The following is an 18,707-nucleotide window of genomic DNA, read 5'->3' as shown; positions in this document are numbered from 1 at the left end:
CGCGGTCGCGTCGGCACGACCATCCTCCTCCGCCCGGATTCCCCGGGGCGCGCGGGGTCGCCCGTCGCGAGGTCGCTCGTCGCTCGTCGCTCGTCGCGCGCTCAGTGCCAGCCGGCGCGGTAGGCCGCCCAGTCGCCCTCCTCCGCGGCGAAGTCGACGTACAGCGCGACGCCGAACCGCTCGCGGTCGGGGTCGGTGCGCCCGAGGCCGAGTCTGGTGCCCCGGACGGCCGCCTCGACGGTCTCCGCGTTCTCGTGGTGCCCGAGGTCGTCCTCGTGGAAGAAGGGGAGCCCCATCAGCAGGTCGGTCGACTCGGGGGTCACTTCGAGGGCGAGGCTGGTCTGCTGGGCGACGTACCCGCCGTAGAGGCCCTCCAGCGGCATCCAGGTGTCGTACGACATGACGGCGATCTGGTCGACGCGCCGGGCGACCTCTCCGAAGAACTCCTGCGACCACCACTTCTCGCTGCCGCTGACCACGCCGTTCACCGAGTGCAGGCCGGGCAGAGGGTCGATCTGGTGGGCGGCGACCGAGAGCGGGGCCTTCCGCGCCCGGGTCAGCTTCCCGAGGTCGTCGAGGAGGGAGAGGTAGTGGGCGTCGTCGGAGAGCAGCGGTTCCAGGTCGAAGTGGACCCCGTCGAAGCCGGTGTCCAGGATCTGACGGGCCGAGGTGACCACGGCGGCCCGCGAACCGGCCTTCTCCAGGTGCAGTCCGTCGGGCCCCTCGGTGGCCAGGACGTCGCCGAGCCAGGCCTGCACCCGTATCCCGGGCATCGTGCGGTGCACGGCGTCGATGAACCACTTCGCGCGGGGGTACCTGGCGGCGGGCAGGGTGCCGTCGTGCTCCAGGGGGCCGGCGTGGACGTACAGGTCGCGTATGCCCGTGCCCTTGATCCGCTCGGCGAACGCGGCGAGGTCGGCGTCCTTCTTCCGTCCGTCGACCCAGGCGTGTCCGAGCCAGATGGCGTCCTTGCCGCGGGTCCGCGCGTCCTCCCTGAGGTCGCCCGTGTAGCTGACGCGCAGGGCCAGCGCGCTGAACAGCGGGGGCACCACGAGGACCAGGGCCAGGCCGAGCGCGAACCAGCGCCCCCGTCGCCACATACTCCTCAGCCGTCCAGTCACCCGAGTCCCCCAGAGCCGTCGTGTCGTCCGTACCACCGCTTCACACCGTAGCGGCGGCTACCGACAGTGACGCAGGGCTGTGCAGAACGGTTTCCGTCCGGCGGCGCAGCGCTGTGCAGAATGGTTTCCGTCCGGCCCTGGTCCGCTCGCGAAGCGACATACGCGGACATAGCCTCCCTTCTGTGACGCGAATAGCCACCCGAACCCTTCTCGCGGTACTGGTGGCGGCGTGGTGGCTCCTCGTGCCCGCCGTTCACGGTGCCCACGCCGACGACCCCGTCGTCCTGTCCCGGGACGGCCAGATCACCGACCGGGTGGGCGCCCTCGGCGACCGCCGCACGGCCGTGGCCCAGGCCCTCGACCGGCTCTACGACGAGCGGCGGATCCAGCTCTTCGTCGTCTACGTGCGGGACTTCTCCGGCCGTTCCGGCCAGAGCTGGGCCGACGCCACGGCGGAGCGCAACGGCCTCGGCCTCGACGACGTCCTGCTCGCCGTCGCCACCCACGACCGCCGGTACGGCTACTCGGCCGACCCGGACTCGCGCTTCACCCAGGACCAGCTCGACGAGGTGGCGCAGACGGCGATCGAACCCGCGCTGCGGCAGAACGACTGGGCGGGCGCCGCGATCGGCGCCGCCGACGGATACGCCGCCGTACTCGCCGGGCAGCCCGTCCCCGCACCGGCCGTCACTCCCGGGCCCGCCGACCCCGGCGGCGGCGCCGACGGCGGGACTTCGGGGACCGATCTGCTCCTGCCGCTGGTCCTCGTCGGCGGCGCCGGGGCCGTGGGGGCGTACGCGTACGCCAGACGGCGCCGGCGGACCGAGACCCGCACCACGCCACAGGGCGGCCAGGGCTGGGGCGCCCCGAAGGAGCCCGCGCCGCCGTCCCTCGACGAGCTCGACGGGCAGGCCCGCAGGACGCTCGTCGACACGGACGACGCCGTCCGCACCAGTCAGGAGGAACTCGGCTTCGCGACCGCCCAGTTCGGCGAGGAGGCGGTGCGGCCCTTCACCGAGGCGGTCGCCTTCGCCGAGGAGCAGCTGACGGCCTCGTTCCGGCTGCGGCAGAAACTCGACGACGCCTTCCCCGAGGACGACTCGACCCGCCGGGCCATGCTGGACGAGATCCTGCGCCGCTGCGCGGAGGCGAACGCGCGCCTCGACGCCGAGAGCGAGGACTTCGACCGGCTCCGCGCCCTGGAGCGGACCGCGCCCCAGGCACTCGACTCGGTCGAGGCCGCCTTCCGGGAGCAGGCCGGCAGGACGGGCATGGCCGAGGCGGCGCTCGCCGCGATGCGCGAGCGGTACGCCGAGACGGCCGCCGCGCCCGTCGCGGGCCATGCGGAACAGGCCAAGGACCGGCTCGTGTTCGCGACGGCCCACGTCAACCGGGCTCGTCAGCAGATCGACGCGGGGGACAACGGCGGGGCCGCCGTGCACATCCGGGCCGCCGAGGGCGCCGTGGACCAGGCGGCCCGGCTGATCGAGGCCGTGGACCGGCGGGCGCAGGAGCTGGCCGAGGCGGTCGGCAGGCTGCCGGGCGCGCTGTCGGAGACGGACGCGGACCTGGCCGACGCCCAGGGGCTGCTGGAGGGGACCGCCGCAGGGGTGTCCACGGCCGATCTCCAGGGCCGGATCGCCCGGGCCCGATCGGTGGTCGCGGAGGTGCGGCGCCTCGTGGACACCGGGCGGTACGACCCGCTCGACGCCCTGCGCCGGGTCGAGGAGGCCGACGCGGCGCTCGACGAGGCCCTTGAGGGCGCACGGGAGCGCGAATCGGGTACGCGGCGCGCCCGCGCGCTCCTCGATCAGGCGATGCTGACGGCCCGCGCGGCGATCGGAGCGGCCTCGGACTACGTCACCACCCATCGGGGCGCGGTGGGCAGCGAGGCCCGCACCCGCCTGGCCGAGGCCCGGCGCCGCTGGGAGAAAGCGCGTGCGCTGGCCGACGCCGACGACCCGCAGACCGCCCTCGTGGAGGCACAGCAGGCGGACGCCCTGGCCCGGCGGGCCCAGGACCTCGCCGAGCAGGACGTGCGGACCTATGGGAACCCGAACGGCCTGGGCGGTGTAACAGGAGTGGGAGGAAGCGGTGGCGGCGGGCTCGGCGGGGCCGTGCTCGGCGGCATCATCCTCGGCGGACTGTTCGGCGGTGGAAGGGGAGGCGGACATGGGGGGTTCGGTGGAGGTTCGGGCGGGGGGTTCGGGGGCGGAGGCTTCGGCGGCGGGCCCGGCAGCTTCGGCGGCAGCGGCACGCGCGGCCGGCTGGGGGGCGGCGGCCGCTTCTGATCACAAGGACCCTCTCAAGGAGAAGAGCGATGACCAAGCAGACCGTTCTCGGCCGGGTCACCCAGCTGGCGAAGGCGAACATCAACGCGCTGCTGGACCAGGCGGAGGATCCGCAGAAGATGCTGGACCAGCTGATCCGCGACTACTCGAACAACATCGCGGAGGCGGAGGAGGCGGTGGCCGCGACCATCGGCAACCTCCGGCTGATGGAGCAGGACCACCAGGAGGATCTGGCGGCGGCGAAGGAGTGGGGCGGCAAGGCGCTCGCCGCCAGCCGGAAGGGCGACGAGCTGCGGAGCGGCGGGCAGACGGCGGAGGCGGACCGCTTCGACAACCTGGCGAAGGTGGCGCTGGGCCGCCAGCTCCAGTCGGAGAAGGAGGCGAGGACGGCGGAGCCGACGATCGCCGCGCAGACCGAGGTGGTGGCGAAGCTCAGGACGGGCCTGGACCAGATGAAGGCCAAGCTGGGCGAGCTGCAGGCGAAGCGCGACGAGCTGGTGGCCCGTGCCACGTCGGCGCGGGCGCAGAACCGGATGATGGACGCCGTGAAGAACATCGACGTGCTCGATCCGACGAGCGAGCTGAGCCGCTTCGAGGAAAAGGTGCGCCGGGAGGAGGCGCGGGCGATGGGCGAGCAGGAGCTCGCCGCCTCCTCCCTGGACGCCCAGTTCGAGCAGCTGGACGCGCTGGGCGACAGCGCGGAGATCGAGGCCCGGCTCGCCGCGCTCAAGGGCTGATCCATGCTCAAGGGCTGACCCGCGCTCAAGGACTGATCGGTACGTGGCTCCGCCGTGCGGCCGGCGGGTGGCGGCGGGCCGCGGGGGCGCTCGGCGGGGGCCGGCGACGGTCAGAACATGCTGAGGAGCTGTTCCACCGTGGGTTCGGCCGCCCCCTCGCCGTCCGGCAGGGCCAGTTCGAACCAGACGGTCTTGCCTCGCGGGGTGCGCCGCGAGCCCCAGGAGGAGCTGAGCAGCCCGACCAGCTGGAGGCCCCGGCCACCCTCGTCGGTGTCCTTGGCCCGGCGGCGGCGTGGCTGGACCAGGCCGGCGTCCCAGACCTCGCAGACGAGGGTCCGGTCGCGGAGCAGCCGCAGCCGGATCTCCCCCTCGCCGTAGCGCAGGGCGTTGGTGACGAGCTCGCTGACGAGGAGTTCGACGGTGTCGACGAGCGGTTCGAGGTCCCAGGCCTTGAGCTGGGCGCGGGCGAGTTCCCGTGCCCGGCCGACCGAGCGGGGTTCCCTGGGCAGCCGCCAGTCGCCGACGGCCTCGCCGGGCAGTCCCTGGATCCTGGCCATGAGCAGGGCGATGTCGTCCTCGCCGTGTCCGGTCTCCAGGCTGTTCAGGACGCGGTCGCAGACGTCCTCCAGGGGGCGGGCCGGGTCGGTGAGGGCGCGCTGGAAGGCGCTCAGGCCCTCGTCGAGGGGGTGGTCGCGGGACTCGACGAGTCCGTCGGTGTAGAGGGCGAGGAGGGCGCCTTCCGGCAGTTCGACCTCGACCTCCTCGAAGGGTTCGCCGCCGACTCCGAGTGGCATCCCGGGGGGTACGTCGAGCAGCTGGGCTCCCTCGCCCGGTGCGACGAGCACCGGCGGCAGGTGCCCGGCGTTGGCGAAGGTGCAGCGGCGGGTGACCGGATCGTAGACGGCGTAGACGCAGGTGGCGAGGTAGACCTCGGAGAGTTCGGGGCCCCGGGACTTGTGGCCGCGGGACTGCTGGGCGCCGATGGGGGCGCCGAGGCCGCGGGCGATCTCGTCGAGGTGGGAGAGCACCTCGGCGGGTTCGAGGTCGAGCTGGGCGAGGGTGCGGACGGCGGTGCGCAGTTCGCCCATGGCGACGGCGGCGCGCAGGCCCCGGCCCATGACGTCCCCGATGACGAGGGCGGTGCGGTGGCCGGGGAGTTCGATGACGTCGAACCAGTCGCCGCCGACCTCGGTGGCGGCGGTGCCGGGGAGGTAGCGGCAGGCGATGTCGAGTCCGGCCGCCTCGGGGTCGCCGGGCGGGAGCAGGCTGCGCTGGAGGATCAGGGCCCGCTCGTGCTCGCGGCGGTAGAGGCGTGCGTTGTCGATGCAGACGGCGGCGCGGGCGGCGAGTTCGACGGCGAGGGCGCGGTCGCGTTCTCCGAAGGACTCGCTGCCCTTGGCGCGGGAGAACTGGACGAGGCCGACGACGGTGTCGTGGGCGACCATCGGGACGACGAGGGTGGTCTGGACGAGGTCGCCGTCGGCGCCCGGTACGGTCCGGAGGCGGCCGGTGCGCAGGGCACCCGCGCAGGGCGAGTTGAAGGGGTAGCGGTGGACGGCCCCGAGCTCGATCGGTTCGGGTCCGCAACAGCCGCTGCCCGCTCCGTGTCCCGCGTCGGTTCTGAGGGGGGTGTCGGAGACGGCGCTGGCGACGGCGACCCTGCGGAGTTCGGCGCTGCCGCCGTAGCCGACGTCGTGGGAGCTTCCCCACCGGCCGGGCGGTGCCTCGTCGCCGGTCAGGAGGCCCTGGTAGAGGTCGACGGACGCCAGGTCGCAGAAGCCGGGGACGGCGACGTCGAGGAGTTCCCTGGCGGTGGCCTCCAGGTCGAGGGAGTTGCCGATGCGGGCGCCGGCCTCGTTGAGGAGTGCCAGGTTGCGGCGGGCGCTGGCCGCTTCCCTGGCGGCGTTGTGGCGGCGGGTGACGTCGATGCCGAGGCCCGCGACGCCGATCGGGCGGCCGGAGCCGCTGTGCACCCGGTAGAGGTTGATGGACCAGTGGCGGCGGTCCCTCGCGCCGGGTGCGGCGCCGACGATCTCGAAGTCGGTGACGGACTCGCCGGTCTCCAGGACGCCGCGGAGGGCGGTGGTCATCCGGTCGGCCTCGGCCCGGTTGAGGTAGTCGTGGACGGTCCGGCCTCGGTGGTCGTCGGCGGAGCCGCCGAAGACGGTGGCGAAGCGCCGGTTGGCCCGCTTCACGGTGAGGTCGGTGCCGAAGAGGAGAAACCCGAAGGGGGATTGGCCGAATATCGCCTGGGAGGCGGCAAGGTCGGTCTCGATGCGGCGCAGGGCGCGGACGTCGACGACGATGCAGAGCGCGGCCCGTTCCCCGGACTGGGTCTCGCTCGGCATGACGTACATCTCGGCGATGCCGTGGGGCTGGTCCTCGCCGGGAATCCGGAAGGGGACGAGGCCCGTCCACTCCTTGCCGTCGAGGATCTCCCTGACCTTCCGGTGACCTCGCTCGCGCAGGTCGGAGGGCATGAAGGCCTCGACGGGGTCCTTGCCCATGGCTTCCTCGGCGGTTACTCCGAAGAGGTCCACGGCGCGTCGGCTCCACTGCTCGACGAGGCCGTCGGGCCCGATCGAGAAGGAGGCCACCCGGATGTAGTCATAGATGGATCCGGGCGGGCTGCTCTGCCACACGACGCCGCCGCTCGCCTGCTCAGGTATCTCGCTCACGCGACCGTCCCCTCCAGCTCACCGCACCGTACCGGCCATGCCCGCAGTATTCAATACGGCAGGCCCCGACGGCACGACGTTCACGATCACAGGGTGGTCTCGTTCGCCTCGCGCCGAGTACAGGTGATCGTTGTCCCACCCTGTTTACTCACCAGGGAGAGCCAGCTCGAACCATACGGTTTTGCCGGTCCTTCCCTTACGGGTTCCCCAGCGGCGTGCGGAACAGGCCACGAGACCGAGGCCGCGACCCCCCTCGTCCTCGGGTCCGGGGGCCCGCTCGGTCGGCGGATCCGGAAGCGGATCGGAAACCTCCACGAGCAGCGCGGGCGGGTGGGCGGGGTCGGTGCCGTCGGGGCGGGGGCGGACCAGACGGACCCCGATCGGGCCGGAGGCGTACCGCAGGGAGTTGGTCACCAGCTCGCTGACCAGCAGGACGGTCACATCACCGACGGCCGTGTCGAGCTCCCAGGCCCGCAGGGTCTCGCGTACGGCGTGGCGGGCCGTGCGCACGGCGTTGGCCTCCGCCGGGAAGTTCCACTCGGCGCGGTCGCCGTCGGTGTCGATCACACCCGATCACTTCCCCAGCCGTGCGTCAGCAGGAAGGCCCACGTCCTCTTCCAGCGGGTCAATCAGGACATACCCGATATTTGGGGTGTGATATCGCGCTGGGCGCAGCAGCGGGCGCACGGTGGCACGAACGGCGTAGGGAGTCAGCCTCGCGCTCCGGCGCCCGGCACCGCCGGGAGCCTCAGCGCGGCCTCGGCGACCGCGGGGCGGTCCTGGTCGAGCCAGTCGACCGAGTCGAGTTCGGACAGGGAGAGCCAGCGCAGCGCGTCATGGTCCTCCAGCGGGCGCGGTTCGCCGGAGAGCAGCCGGACGGCCCACACCCGGAGGACGTATCCGGGCTTCAGCGGCCACTCGCCCGGGATGCGCTCGTCCGGCTCGACCTCGATGCCGAGTTCCTCGCGGAGTTCGCGGACCAGGGCCTCTTCGGGGCTCTCGCCCGGTTCGAGCTTGCCGCCGGGCAGCTCCCAGCGGCCGGCGAGCTCGGCGGGGGCGCTGCGGCGCGCGGCGAGCAGACGTCCCTGGTCGTACAGGGCGCCCGCGACGACGACCACAGGGGGCGCGGCGGGGTCGATGGTGCGTTCCGTCATGGGCGTGAGCGTAGCCCGGCCCGGTCGGCACCCGTCGCGCTCAGAGGACGGGGCTGCCGATGCGCTCGACCCAGTAGAGCTGCTTGTGGCCGCGGTCGTCGAGGCTGTCCGCGATCTTCTGCGCTTCGTCCTTGGTCGCGTACCGCCCCACCCGGTAGCGGTTGCCGTTGTCGTCCTGCCGAATGACGAGCCAGGCGAGAACGGGGCCGCTCTCGGTCATCAGGCTTCTCCCTCCGCCGGTCCGGACGTCGTAAAGGATCTCCGGGAAACCGCAATCCGCATATGCCGGAGCTTACGCCTGACCTTCACACAGCGGATACGGAATTGCACAAAGAGATACGGATCGGCCGGGAACCGACGGCGGGAGGCCGAAGGTCACACTCCGGGAGCCGCCCCGGGCACGGTCGGCACCGGCATCAGGACGGGCCCGCCCGCCGCTCCGGGTTCCTTGCGGCAGGCGTCCCCGCACGCGGCGTCGAGCGAGCAGCAGAGGGAGCAGACGGGACCGGACCGCACCGGGCAGTCGGCGATGTCGGGCAGCTCGTAGGCCGTCTCGCACTCCGCGCAGAGGTGGGTGGCCCGCTCGTCGGCGACGGCGGCGGCCGGACCGTTCACCGTGTTCGGCCGGGCCAGGTAGTAGCGGCCCTTGGTCGCCCAGGCGATCAGCGGGCAGAGGACGACGGCGAGTCCGGCGGCGATGAAGGTGGAGAAGGCCTGGGCGTACGTGCCGAAGACACCGAAGAAGGCGAGGATCGAGACGACGGAGGCGATGACCATGGCACCGAAGCCCGCCGGGTTCACCGCGTACAGATAGGCCCGCTTGAACTCGATGTACGGGGGGCTCCAGCCGGCCCGCTTGTTGATGACGAGGTCGGCGGCGACCGCCGCGATCCAGGCGATGCCGACGTTGGAGTAGAAGCCGAGCAGCTTGTTCAGGGCCGCGAACATGTTCATCTCCATCAGCGTCAGCGCGATGGCGAGGTTGAGGAAGATGTACCAGACGCGCCCGGGGTGTCGGTGGGTGACGCGGGAGAAGAAGTTGGACCAGGACAGCGAGCCGCTGTAGGCGTTGGTGACGTTGATCTTGACCTGGGAGACGATCACGAAGAGCGCGGCGGCGGGCAGGGCGAGCGTCCCGAGCCAGGGCTTGAGCGCCTCTATCTGCGGGGCGATCGGCTCCAGGGCGTGGGTCTTGCCGACGGCCTCCAGGGCGACGAAGGCGAGGAAGGCGCCGCCGAGCTGCTTGGCGGCCCCGATGACCACCCAGCCGGGTCCGGCGGCGAGCACGGCCAGGTTCCACCGCCGCTTGTTCGTCGCCGTCTTCGCGGGCATGAAGCGCAGGTAGTCGGCCTGTTCGCCGATCTGGGCGATCAGGGAGAGCGCGACGCCCGTGCCGAGGCCGAAGCCGATCCACGAGAACCCCGCACCGGCGCCCTCCGTACCACCGAAGGAGGCGAAGGCGCCCCAGGCGTCGGGGGCCTCGAAGGCCAGGACGACGAAGGGCAGCACCATGCCGATGATCCAGATCGGCTGGGTCCAGGCCTGGACCTTGGCCAGGGCGCCCATGCCGCGGAAGACGATCGGGATGACGATCAGGGTCGTGACCAGATAGCCGATCTCGACCGGCAGACCGACGGCCTGGTGCATGGCCTGGGCCATGATCGAGCCTTCGAGCGCGAAGAAGATGAAGGTGAAGGAGGCGTAGATGAGCGAGGTGAGGGTGGAGCCGAAGTAGCCGAAGCCGGCGCCGCGCGTGATCAGGTCCATGTCCAGGCCGTACTTCGCACAGGCCCGGGCGATGGGGATACCGGTGAGGAAGATGAGGGTGGCGGCGGTGAGGATCGAGGCGAGTCCGCTGCCGAAGCCGTAGGTGAAGACGATCGAGGCGCCGATCGCGAAGTCGGCGAGGTAGGCGATGCCGCCGAGGGCGGTCCCGGCGACGGTAGCGGGCGACCAGCGCCGGAAGGAGTGGGGGGCGTAGCGCAGCGAGTAGTCCTCGCGGCTCTCGTCGGCGGCCAGCTTGGCGTAGCTGCGGCGGGGGCCGGGGGGCGGCGCGGCCTCCCCCGGTGTCCCGGTGGCCCGGGAGGTGCCCCCATCCGGCTCCGGGGTGGGGATGGTGACCGTGTCCGTCATGAGGTTCCTGTCGTCCGACCGGTTCGCGGGTACGGACGAGGAAGGTAGGAGCCTGTCGTGACGGCGGACTGCCGTACGCGGTTGCCGCGCGGTTACGCGAACTGACGCCCTGTTAACTCGTCGTCACACCACCCGGACGGCATGCCCCGCTGAACGGTCGGGGGGCGGGAGCGAGCGTGGGAAACGGCCACGGGAGGCACGCGGGACAGGGCGGGAGCGAGCCCCGCCTCCCGGTCGGTCCTTCCCCTCACCGCCAAAGGCTCATCGCACCGGCAGGTGGTACGAGAGGCGGTAGCGGTCGGCCGGGATCACGACGTCCGCGGTCTCGACGGCCCGCCCCGAGGCGTAGTACGTGCGCTCCACGACCATCACCACATGGCCCGGCACCCCGCCGAGCGTCAGGAGTTCCTCGGCGAGGCCCGGCCGGGCCCCCACCTGCTCCACCACGTTGTCCACGACCACGTCGATGGCCGCCATCCGCTCGACGACACCGCAGCCGCCCAGCGGCCCCTCCTCGGGCAGCATGACCGGCGTCCGGCCGGTGACCGCGAGCGGCTCCCAGGAGGTGGCGACCATCATGGGCTCGCCTCCGTCCCGGTACACGTACCGCGTGCGCATCACCCGCTCCCCCGGCTCGATCCCGAGCCGCTCGGCCACCTCGGCGCCCGCCGGCTCCTGCTCGCTCCCCGACTCCCAGGTACCACGGGCGTCTTCGGCCGCCTGCTCCTGCCGGAAGGGGCTGGCTCCGGCCGCCGGCCGGTAGCCGGAGCGGGCGATCCGGCGCGGCACCGGGCGCTCCCGCACATAGGTGCCCGAGCCCGAGCGCCCCTCCACGAGCCCCTCGGCCATGAGTACCTTGCGGGCCTCCAGCGCGACGGTGTCCGACACCCCGTACTCCTCGCGGATGCGTGCCTGCGAGGGAAGACGGGTATGCGGCGGAAGCGAGCCGTTGGCGATCTTCTCCCGCAGATCGCTCGCCACGCGCAGATAGGCGGGCTGCTCACCGAACGTCACTGGACACTCCCCTCAGGTTGACTGTCAGCTACAGACTGACAACCGAGGGTCGCCATCCGCAAGCATGGGCCAAAGTTTCACTCGAAGTGATGACGACTCGTCGGCAAACCTTGCTACCCACGGTCACCCCGAGTAGGTGACGTCGAACCCCTTGACCCGCATTGGTCCAGACCAATACGTTCCTGCGTGCACGCCTTCGTACGCCCCGCACGCTCCACCCGCACGTTCCACCCCGCACGCTCCACCTCGCACGCGCCATCCCGCCTCGCACAGGAACGAGCCCATGCGTCCCAGAGCCATGACCAGACTGACCTTCGGCGCGGCCGCCGCGGCCGCTCTCGGCCTCCTCGCCACCCTGACCCCCACCGCCGGAGCGCACCAGCCCGCCGGACACAGCCCCGAACTGAAGCGCATCGGGTACTTCACCCAATGGGGCGTCTACGGACGCGACTTCCAGGTGAAGGACCTGGAGACGAGCGGCACCGCGGCCAAGCTCAGCCACGTCAACTACGCCTTCGGCGTGATCGGTCCGGACGGCAAGTGCCTCATGGGCAACGCCCCCGGCTCCGACCCCTGGGCCGACTACGTCCGCCCCGTCGACGCCGCCACCTCGGTGGACGGGGTCGGCGACACCGCCGACCAGCGACTGGCCGGAAACTTCAACGAGCTGCGCGAACTCAAGGCGAAGAACCCCGGCCTCAAGGTCATGATCTCGCTGGGCGGCTGGAGCGGCTCCGCGCACTTCTCCGACGCGGTGCGCACCGACGCCGGCCGCAAGGCGCTCGTCGCCTCCTGCATCGACACGTACATCAAGGGCGACCTGCCCGTCGACGGCGCCCGCGGCGGCGCCGGAGCCGCCGCCGGGGTCTTCGACGGCGTCGACCTGGACTGGGAGTGGCCGGGTTCGGACGGCGCCCCCGGGAACGTCGTCCGTCCCGAGGACAAGCCCAACTTCACCAAGCTCGTCCGGGAGTTCCGCACCCAGCTGGACGCCTACGGGCGCTCGCTGCCGAAGCGCAAGCACTACGAGCTCAGCGCGTACGTGCCCACCGCGCCCGCCAAGATCGACGCGGGCTTCGAAGTCGCCAGGATCATGCGGGACTTCGACTTCGTGAACCTCCAGGGCTACGACTTCCACGTCTCCGGCGAGAAGACGACCGCCCAGCAGTCCGCGCTCTTCGCCAAGAACGACTTCAGCGTCGACCAGACCGTCAAGGCCTGGCTGCGGCGCGGAGCGCCCGCCCACAAGCTCGTGGTGGGCATGCCGTTCTACGGCCAGGGCTGGACCGGCGTCACCGGCGGCGGCGACGGCCTCGGGCAGCCGGCGGCCGGGCCCGCCCCCGCGACCTGGGCGGCCGGCTCGGAGGACTACAAGCACCTGAAGAAGCTGGCCGGATCGGGGACGTACAAGCTGTACCGGGGACACCGCGACGGCCACGCCTGGCTCTTCGACGGCACCACCCTGTGGACGTACGACGACCCGACCGTGCTGCGCGCCAAGGCGTCCTACGTCCGGCAGCACGGACTCGGCGGCGCGATGGTCTGGTCGCTCGACGGGGACACACCGGACGGTGAGCTGATCACCGCCATCGACCGGGGCCTGACCCGGCGCTGACACCCCCGCCCCGGCCGCCCGCGCGGCGGCCGGGGCCCCGGAACCGCGGACCGGCCCCGCCGCTCGCGGTGCGTCGCCGGGAGCGGCGGTCGGTCACGGGCCGCCGCTCCCCCGGCCACCGCCCCGGTCCGCACCCGGCGGGGCCGGGCCTCCTCGGGAGGCCCGGCCCCGTTCCCGTACGTCTTCGGGTACGGCAACGGCTCAGGCCGAGGTGTCCCCCGCCCTCTCCTCCGGCGGCGTGCCCGTCAGGCCGAGGGCGGTCCGCGCGTCCGCGCTGTCGGGCAGGGCGTCCCAGGCCGCGTCGTACGCCTCCCAGTAGGCGTCCGCGTCGGCCGCCGCCGTCAGCTTGCGCCACTGCTTCGAGGCCGCGCCGAGCCCCGTGCGGAGCTCCTCGACCGGAGCCTTGGGGAGGCCGGACCAGGAGCGGTTCCCGAGGTCCGCGCGTGCCGTGTCGATCGCCGCGAGCATCTCCTTCGACCACGCCTTGTTGGCCTCGAAGTCCTCGTCCGGATCGTCCTCCGGCTCGTGGTACATGACCGTCTCGATCGGGTTGACGGACCTCAGGAAGTGCTCCTGGTCGTAGGTGAGGGTGGTCTCGTCGGAGCGCACCGAGCCGCTGTACGGCTCCTTCTCGGTGGCGAACGCGCAGGTCACCGTACGGTCGCCGAGGCGCCAGCTCTGGCTGCTCGGCAGGTAGTAGTAGATCCAGACGTCCTGCGGCACGGCCCAGGTGTCCATCGCGTACGCGGCGTTGACCGTCTCGCAGCGCTTCTCCGCGATCTCGTCGATCGCGTCCTCACCGGGCCACTTGTCGATGCCGGTGACCTTGAAGCCGCCGGTGACCTCGCCGTCGTGCGGGCGGTCGCAGTCGACGATCGTGACGTCCGTCGCGTACTCCTCCAGCTTGCCGGGGTCGCTGAAGCACTGTCCGGTCCGCAGGGAGAACGGCGACTTCGTGCGGGACGCCTCGTCCACGCCCTCCTTGAAGCCGCTCCAGGCCGAGCTGAAGCCGCCGGTGACGAGGCCGACCACGAGCAGCAGGCAGCTGACGACGGAGAGCACGATGCCGGTGACCGCGAGCCCCTTGCCCGCCTGGTCCTTCTTCCTGATCTGCGGGAGTGCGACGAGTCCGAGGACAAGGCCGAGGGGCGGGAGGCAGCAGACGATGCCGGAGACGAGGGAGGCGACGGCGAGACCGTTGGTGGTACGCCGGGGCGGGCCGCCGTACGGCCCTGCGCCGGGAACGCCCGGAGCGCCGGCGTAGGGGCCGGCCGCGTACGGCATCCCCGGGGAGGTGTACGGCCCCGGGGCGGGCCATCCCCCCTGCTGCGGGCCCCCTTGAGGCGAGAGCGGCGGGGTCGGCTGGGTCGGCTCCACGGGTACGGTGCTCCTGTTCGGGGCGGGCGACACGAACAAACGATCGGTCGCGCATCGTACGTGGAGGGGCCCGGGGGCGGACGGGCGGGGCCGACGGACGGAAGGGGCGGCGCGCGGGCCGACGGACGAAGGGGCGGCCGCCCGCAGGCGACCGCCCCTCGACACGTTCCGCGGTACGTCAGTACGTTCCGCCGGGTTCAGCGTTCCGAGTGCCTCAGAACTGCAGGGCCCAGGTGTCGATCTTGCCGGTGTCGTAGTTCGCGTTGTCCGTGACCCGCAGCTTCCACGTGCCGTTGGCGACCTCCGAGGAGGCGTTCACGGTGTACGTGGTGTTGATGTTGTCCGCGCTGCCACCGGTGCCGAAGGCCTTCAGGGTGTACGCCGAGCCGTCGGGGGCGATCAGCTGGACCTGGAGGTCACCGATGTAGGTGTGGACGATGCCGACCGGCACCTGGAGGGTGGCGGGAGCGTTGCCCGTGATGCCGCTGACGGTCACCGGGGACTCGACGGTCGCGTTGTCGGCGATGGCGTAGTCGGCGGTGTTCTCGAACTTCTTGCCGGTGGGCGGCGGGGTGGTGCCGCCGTCACCGACGTACAGCAGGCGGTTCGGGGAGCCGGTGCCCGGGTTGGTCACCACGTTCGGCGTGGCGGCGTTCACCAGGGCGGTGCCCACCTGGGCCGGGGTGGCCGTCGGGTTGTTCCCGAGGTACAGCGCGGCCGCGCCGGCGACGTGCGGGGACGCCATCGACGTGCCGGAGATCGAGTTGGTGGCGGTGTCGCCGGTGTTCCACGCCGAGGTGATGGACGAGCCCGGGGCGAAGATGTCCACGACGCTGCCGTAGTTCGAGAAGCTGGAGCGGGCGTCGGTGTTGGTCGTGGAGCCGACCGTGATCGCCTCGGCCACGCGGGCCGGGGAGTAGTTCGACGCGTTGGCGTTGCTGTTGCCGGCGGCGACGGCGTAGGTGACGCCGGACGCGATGGAGTTGCGGACGGCCGTGTCGAGGGTGGAGTCGACGCCTCCGCCGAGGCTCATGTTGGCGACGGCCGGCTTGACGGCGTTCCTGGTCACCCAGTCGATGCCCGCGACGACGCCGGCGGTGGTGCCGGAGCCGTTGTTGTCGAGCACGCGGACGCCGACGATCTTGGCCTTCTTGGCGACACCGTGGGCGGTGCCCGCGACGGTGCCGGCGACGTGGGTGCCGTGGCCGTTGCCGTCCTGCGCGACGTTGTCGTTGTCGACGGCGTCGAAGCCGTTGAAGGCGCGGCCGCCGAAGTCGCTGTGGGAGATCCGCACACCGGTGTCGATGATGTACGCCGTGACGCCCGTGCCGGCGGTGTCCGGGTAGGTGTAGCTCTGGTTCAGCGGGAGGCCCCGCTGGTCGATCCGGTCCAGGCCCCAGGACGGCGGGGAGGGCTGGGTGCCGTTGATCTTGAAGACGCGGTTCTGCGCGACGGACTTCACCGCGGGGTCGGCGGCGAGCTTCTTCGCCTGCGCCTCGGAGAGTTCGACGCTGTAGCCGTTGAGCGCCGAGGTGTACGTCTTCTTGATCTTCGCGCCGTACTCGGCGGCGACCGCCCGGCCCTCCGCGGTCTCGGCCGGCGCCGACTCCTCGAGGGTGACGATGTAGCTTCCCGCGATGGTGCCTTCGGCTCCGGCGTTCTCGATGACGCCCTCCGGGGCGGCCGGTGAGGCGACGGCCGGGAGGGTGGAGAGGGAGCCGAGGGCGAGGGCGGCGACGGCTATGGCCGCGGCGGTGGCGACTCGGCGACGTGAGTCACGCATCACTGACATGTGAGGGGTCCTCCTCATTGGTGGTGCGCTGCTGTGGGGGTATGACAGGAGCATGACAAGGCGACGCGAGGCTCCGCGCCGTCTCGAACATCCGGCTGCCGAGCGAAAGATTGGCGGATCCATAGGAATCCCACAAGAGTCGTGCCGCCCCCGCAACAACCGCGCCACACGGCTGACATGCTGGAGATCATGACCGCCTACGTGTGCCCCCGGTGCCGGATCCAGTCGCCCACGGACGCGCTCACCTGGTGTTGTCCGCGGTGCCGCGGCCCCTGGGACCTGAAGTTCGCGAGTGCGCCGGTTTCCCTCCCGTCACTCGCGTCACGTGGAAATTCATTGTGGCGTTACGAGGAGGCACTGCCGCCGATGCCGTGCGCGCCGGAGGTGACGCTGGGGGAGGGCCGCACGCCGCTCGTACCCCTCACCGGACCGGATCCGGCACCAGGTCCGGCATCGGTTTCGGCCAAGCTCGACTTCCTCATGCCGACGCTCTCCTTCAAGGACCGTGGCGCGGTGATGCTCGCCGCCCACGCCCTCCGCCTCGCGCGGACCGGCCGCCTCGACCGGGTCGTCGCCGACAGCAGCGGGAACGCGGGCACCGCCGTCGCCGCGTACGGCGCGCGGGCCGGACTCGACTGCCTCGTGTACGCACCCCTGGGCACGTCACCGAAGAAACTGGAGCAGATCCGGGCGCACGGGGCCCGGGTCGTCGAGGTGCCGGGCGACCGCGAGGCGACGGCCCGCGCGGCACGGGCGGCCGCCGACGAGCCCGGCACCTTCTACGCCTCGCACGTGTACAACCCGTACTTCCTGCACGGCACCAAGACCTACGTGTACGAGCTCTGGGAGGAGCTCGGCGGCCGGCTCCCCGACACAATCGTCGTCCCCGTCGGCAACGGCACCCTGCTCCTCGGCGCCGCCCTCGCCCTCGACGAACTCCACCGCCACGGGCTCACCGGCACCCGGCCCGCGCTCGTCGCCGTCCAGGCGGAGGCCGTGTCCCCGCTGGCCGCGGCCTTCCACGCGGGCGCGGAGGAACTCGGCGCGCCGGTCCCCGCCCGGCCCACCCTCGCCGAGGGCATCGCGATCCCGGCGCCGCCCCGCGCCCGCCAGATCCTGCGGGCGGTACGCGCGACCGGCGGCACGTTCCTGACGGTGACCGAGGACCGGATCCGCGCGGCCCAGCGGGACCTGGCCCGCCGCGGCCTCTTCGTCGAGTCCACCGGCGTGGCCTGCTGGGCGGCGGTCCAGGAGGCGCCGCCGCGCCCCGGCCTCACCGTGGTGCCGCTGTGCGGCGCGGGGGCGAAGACGGGCCTGGCCCCCGCACCGCACGGCCCTCAGTCCGTCCAGTAGGTGTCGTGCTTCACGAAGAAGGCGGTGCGCTCCTCGTCCGTCATCGTCGCGACGGTCGACACCTTCTCGAAGTACTCCTCGCGGGGCGCCCCCGGTGCGAAGAGGATCAGGAACGAGGTCGGCTCGTCGGAGTCGTTGCGGAAGGCGTGCAGGCCGCCGGTGGGCACGTACAGGAAGTCGCCCTTGGTCGCGTCGACCCAGCGGTCCCCGTCGTAGAGCCGGAGGGTCCCGTCGAGGACGAAGAACGTCTCCGAGATCCCCCGGTGGAAGTGGGTGGCGGGCCCGCCCGCCTTCGGGGTCATGTCGACGCGGTAGAGCCCGAACTCGCCGCCCGTGGAGGCGGTGGTGGCCAGGTAGTGCGTCTCGGTGCCGTTCTCCGCGGTGAGGTCGGCGGGTGCTCCGGCAGGCCGGAAGGAGGCGCTGATCTCGCCCGTCTCGCCGTGGTAGCGGGGCTCGGGGTAGGACATGGGGAACTCCGTCTCGTCATCGGTCTGCCGCCCTGACAGTCAATCAGGCGGCAGTGAAGGATGGGGACTCGGCCACCGAAGTCCGCCCCGCGCCCTCACGCCCTCTGTACGGAGCCCCCGCCCCCGCACCCCGTGTACGGATCAGAACTCGTCGGCCCCGTTGCGGAGCTCGTACGTCCAGTAGCCCGTCTTCGCGACGGCCTCGTCGACCGCCAGGCCGCCCGCCGGGGCCTTGACGACGATGCTGCCCTCGGCCGGGCCGTCGGCGGCGAAGAGGTTCACCTGGAACTCCTTCACGACCTTGTTGTCCTCGTGGACGCCGCCGAGCGAGACCCGCACGTTGGCGTACGCGGGCGCGCCCGGCTTCACGACGATCGGGGCGGCCGGCTCGCTCTTCGCGACGGCCGGGACGTCCTTGGCGGTCTGGATCGGGCCGAAGGCGATCAGCGGGTACTTCAGCAGGGTGCAGGACCGGCCGGAGACGTTGGTGGCGGTGAGGACGATGTGCTCGGTCGGGACCTCGTCGGCCTTCGCCGCCGTGACCTTGATGTCGCCGTAGGCACAGGCGGGCGCCTCGGCGGAGGACCCGCCGCCGCCGGTGGCGCCGCCGGCCGTCGCCCCGTCCGCCGACCCGGTGGACCCGCCCGTGGACCCGCCCGTGCCGCTGCCGCCGGACGCCGAACCCGTGGTGGAGCCGCCGGTCGAACCGCCGGTGGATCCCGAGCCGCCCTTGGCCGCGGTCCCCTCCGCGGAGCCGTCGGCGGCGGCGCTGTCGGTGGCTCCGCCGGTCGCGGTCCCGCCGGCCGGCTGCGAGGAGCTCGCGCTCCCCGCGTCCTTCGCACCGGTGCCGTCGGCGCCGCCGCAGGCGGTCAGCCCCAGTGAGAGGGCGGCGACGGCGGCGACGGTCAGGACGGTGGTCTTCTGGATACGCATGGTGGTACTCCCCCGTGAAACGCTGGAACGCGGTTGGTCGAT

Annotated in this window: 15 protein-coding genes; 4 read left to right on the top strand and 11 right to left on the bottom strand. The window is 72.2% G+C overall.

Annotated features, from left to right (window positions below):
• Nucleotides 1–101: 101 nt before the first annotated feature.
• Nucleotides 102–1,157, bottom strand: coding sequence for a hypothetical protein (locus tag ACFWUY_RS06140; protein WP_384102567.1), 1,056 nt, complete (start codon nucleotides 1,155–1,157; stop codon nucleotides 102–104).
• Nucleotides 1,158–1,303: 146 nt separating this feature from the next.
• Here ACFWUY_RS06140 and ACFWUY_RS06135 point away from each other — a divergent pair, with 146 nt between their 5' ends.
• The gene (locus tag ACFWUY_RS06135; protein WP_384102565.1) at nucleotides 1,304–3,412 is read left to right on the top strand and encodes a TPM domain-containing protein; all 2,109 of its coding nucleotides are present in this window, start codon (nucleotides 1,304–1,306) and stop codon (nucleotides 3,410–3,412) included.
• Nucleotides 3,413–3,441: 29 nt separating this feature from the next.
• Entirely contained in the window at nucleotides 3,442–4,149 is a 708-nt protein-coding gene (locus tag ACFWUY_RS06130; RefSeq protein ID WP_384102563.1) for a PspA/IM30 family protein, read from the top strand.
• 110 nt (nucleotides 4,150–4,259) lie between these two features.
• Here the strand turns inward: ACFWUY_RS06130 and ACFWUY_RS06125 are convergent, their stop codons facing one another.
• From ACFWUY_RS06125 to ACFWUY_RS06100, 6 genes are all read right to left on the bottom strand, one after another.
• A complete protein-coding gene (locus tag ACFWUY_RS06125; RefSeq protein ID WP_384102561.1) occupies nucleotides 4,260–6,827 on the bottom strand; it encodes a SpoIIE family protein phosphatase in 2,568 nt (855 codons plus the stop codon).
• 144 nt (nucleotides 6,828–6,971) lie between these two features.
• The gene (locus tag ACFWUY_RS06120) at nucleotides 6,972–7,394 is read right to left on the bottom strand and encodes an ATP-binding protein (protein WP_384102559.1); all 423 of its coding nucleotides are present in this window, start codon (nucleotides 7,392–7,394) and stop codon (nucleotides 6,972–6,974) included.
• A 143-nt stretch (nucleotides 7,395–7,537) separates the two neighbouring features.
• Nucleotides 7,538–7,981, bottom strand: a complete 444-nt coding sequence (locus tag ACFWUY_RS06115; RefSeq protein ID WP_384102557.1) for a (deoxy)nucleoside triphosphate pyrophosphohydrolase — start codon at nucleotides 7,979–7,981, stop codon at nucleotides 7,538–7,540.
• Nucleotides 7,982–8,021: 40 nt separating this feature from the next.
• A complete protein-coding gene (locus ACFWUY_RS06110) occupies nucleotides 8,022–8,201 on the bottom strand; it encodes an SPOR domain-containing protein (protein ID WP_384102555.1) in 180 nt (59 codons plus the stop codon).
• 155 nt (nucleotides 8,202–8,356) lie between these two features.
• Complete coding sequence (locus tag ACFWUY_RS06105) at nucleotides 8,357–10,114, bottom strand: purine-cytosine permease family protein (RefSeq protein ID WP_384102551.1); 1,758 nt, start codon at nucleotides 10,112–10,114, stop codon at nucleotides 8,357–8,359.
• Nucleotides 10,115–10,375: 261 nt separating this feature from the next.
• Complete coding sequence (locus ACFWUY_RS06100; RefSeq protein ID WP_384102549.1) at nucleotides 10,376–11,128, bottom strand: GntR family transcriptional regulator; 753 nt, start codon at nucleotides 11,126–11,128, stop codon at nucleotides 10,376–10,378.
• 283 nt (nucleotides 11,129–11,411) lie between these two features.
• Between ACFWUY_RS06100 and ACFWUY_RS06095 the strand changes: the two genes are divergently transcribed.
• On the top strand, nucleotides 11,412–12,743 hold the full coding sequence (locus ACFWUY_RS06095; RefSeq protein ID WP_384102547.1) for a glycoside hydrolase family 18 protein: 1,332 nt from the start codon (nucleotides 11,412–11,414) through the stop codon (nucleotides 12,741–12,743).
• A gap of 201 nt (nucleotides 12,744–12,944) precedes the next feature.
• On the opposite strand, the gene ACFWUY_RS06090 is transcribed toward ACFWUY_RS06095, so the two are convergent.
• Nucleotides 12,945–14,120, bottom strand: a complete 1,176-nt coding sequence (locus ACFWUY_RS06090; RefSeq protein ID WP_384102545.1) for a DUF4190 domain-containing protein — start codon at nucleotides 14,118–14,120, stop codon at nucleotides 12,945–12,947.
• A gap of 214 nt (nucleotides 14,121–14,334) precedes the next feature.
• Nucleotides 14,335–15,912: a S8 family serine peptidase gene (locus ACFWUY_RS06085; protein WP_384102543.1), complete on the bottom strand. Its 1,578-nt coding sequence runs from the start codon at nucleotides 15,910–15,912 to the stop codon at nucleotides 14,335–14,337.
• A gap of 177 nt (nucleotides 15,913–16,089) precedes the next feature.
• Between ACFWUY_RS06085 and ACFWUY_RS06080 the strand changes: the two genes are divergently transcribed.
• Entirely contained in the window at nucleotides 16,090–17,265 is a 1,176-nt protein-coding gene (locus ACFWUY_RS06080; RefSeq protein ID WP_384102541.1) for a threonine synthase, read from the top strand.
• Here ACFWUY_RS06080 and ACFWUY_RS06075 read toward each other — a convergent pair.
• Nucleotides 17,250–17,732 carry a cupin domain-containing protein gene (locus tag ACFWUY_RS06075; RefSeq protein WP_384102539.1) on the bottom strand — a complete coding sequence of 161 codons (483 nt, stop codon included), beginning with the start codon at nucleotides 17,730–17,732 and terminating at the stop codon, nucleotides 17,250–17,252. The genes ACFWUY_RS06080 and ACFWUY_RS06075 overlap by 16 nt on opposite strands.
• A 141-nt stretch (nucleotides 17,733–17,873) precedes the next feature.
• Entirely contained in the window at nucleotides 17,874–18,665 is a 792-nt protein-coding gene (locus tag ACFWUY_RS06070) for a DUF4232 domain-containing protein (RefSeq protein WP_384102537.1), read from the bottom strand.
• Nucleotides 18,666–18,707: the final 42 nt, after the last annotated feature.

The organism is Streptomyces sp. NPDC058664, assembly GCF_042716635.1.
GTDB lineage: Bacteria > Actinomycetota > Actinomycetes > Streptomycetales > Streptomycetaceae > Streptomyces.
Note: the sequence above shows the minus strand (reverse complement) of the source record. Positions and strands in the feature narration are given on the sequence as shown.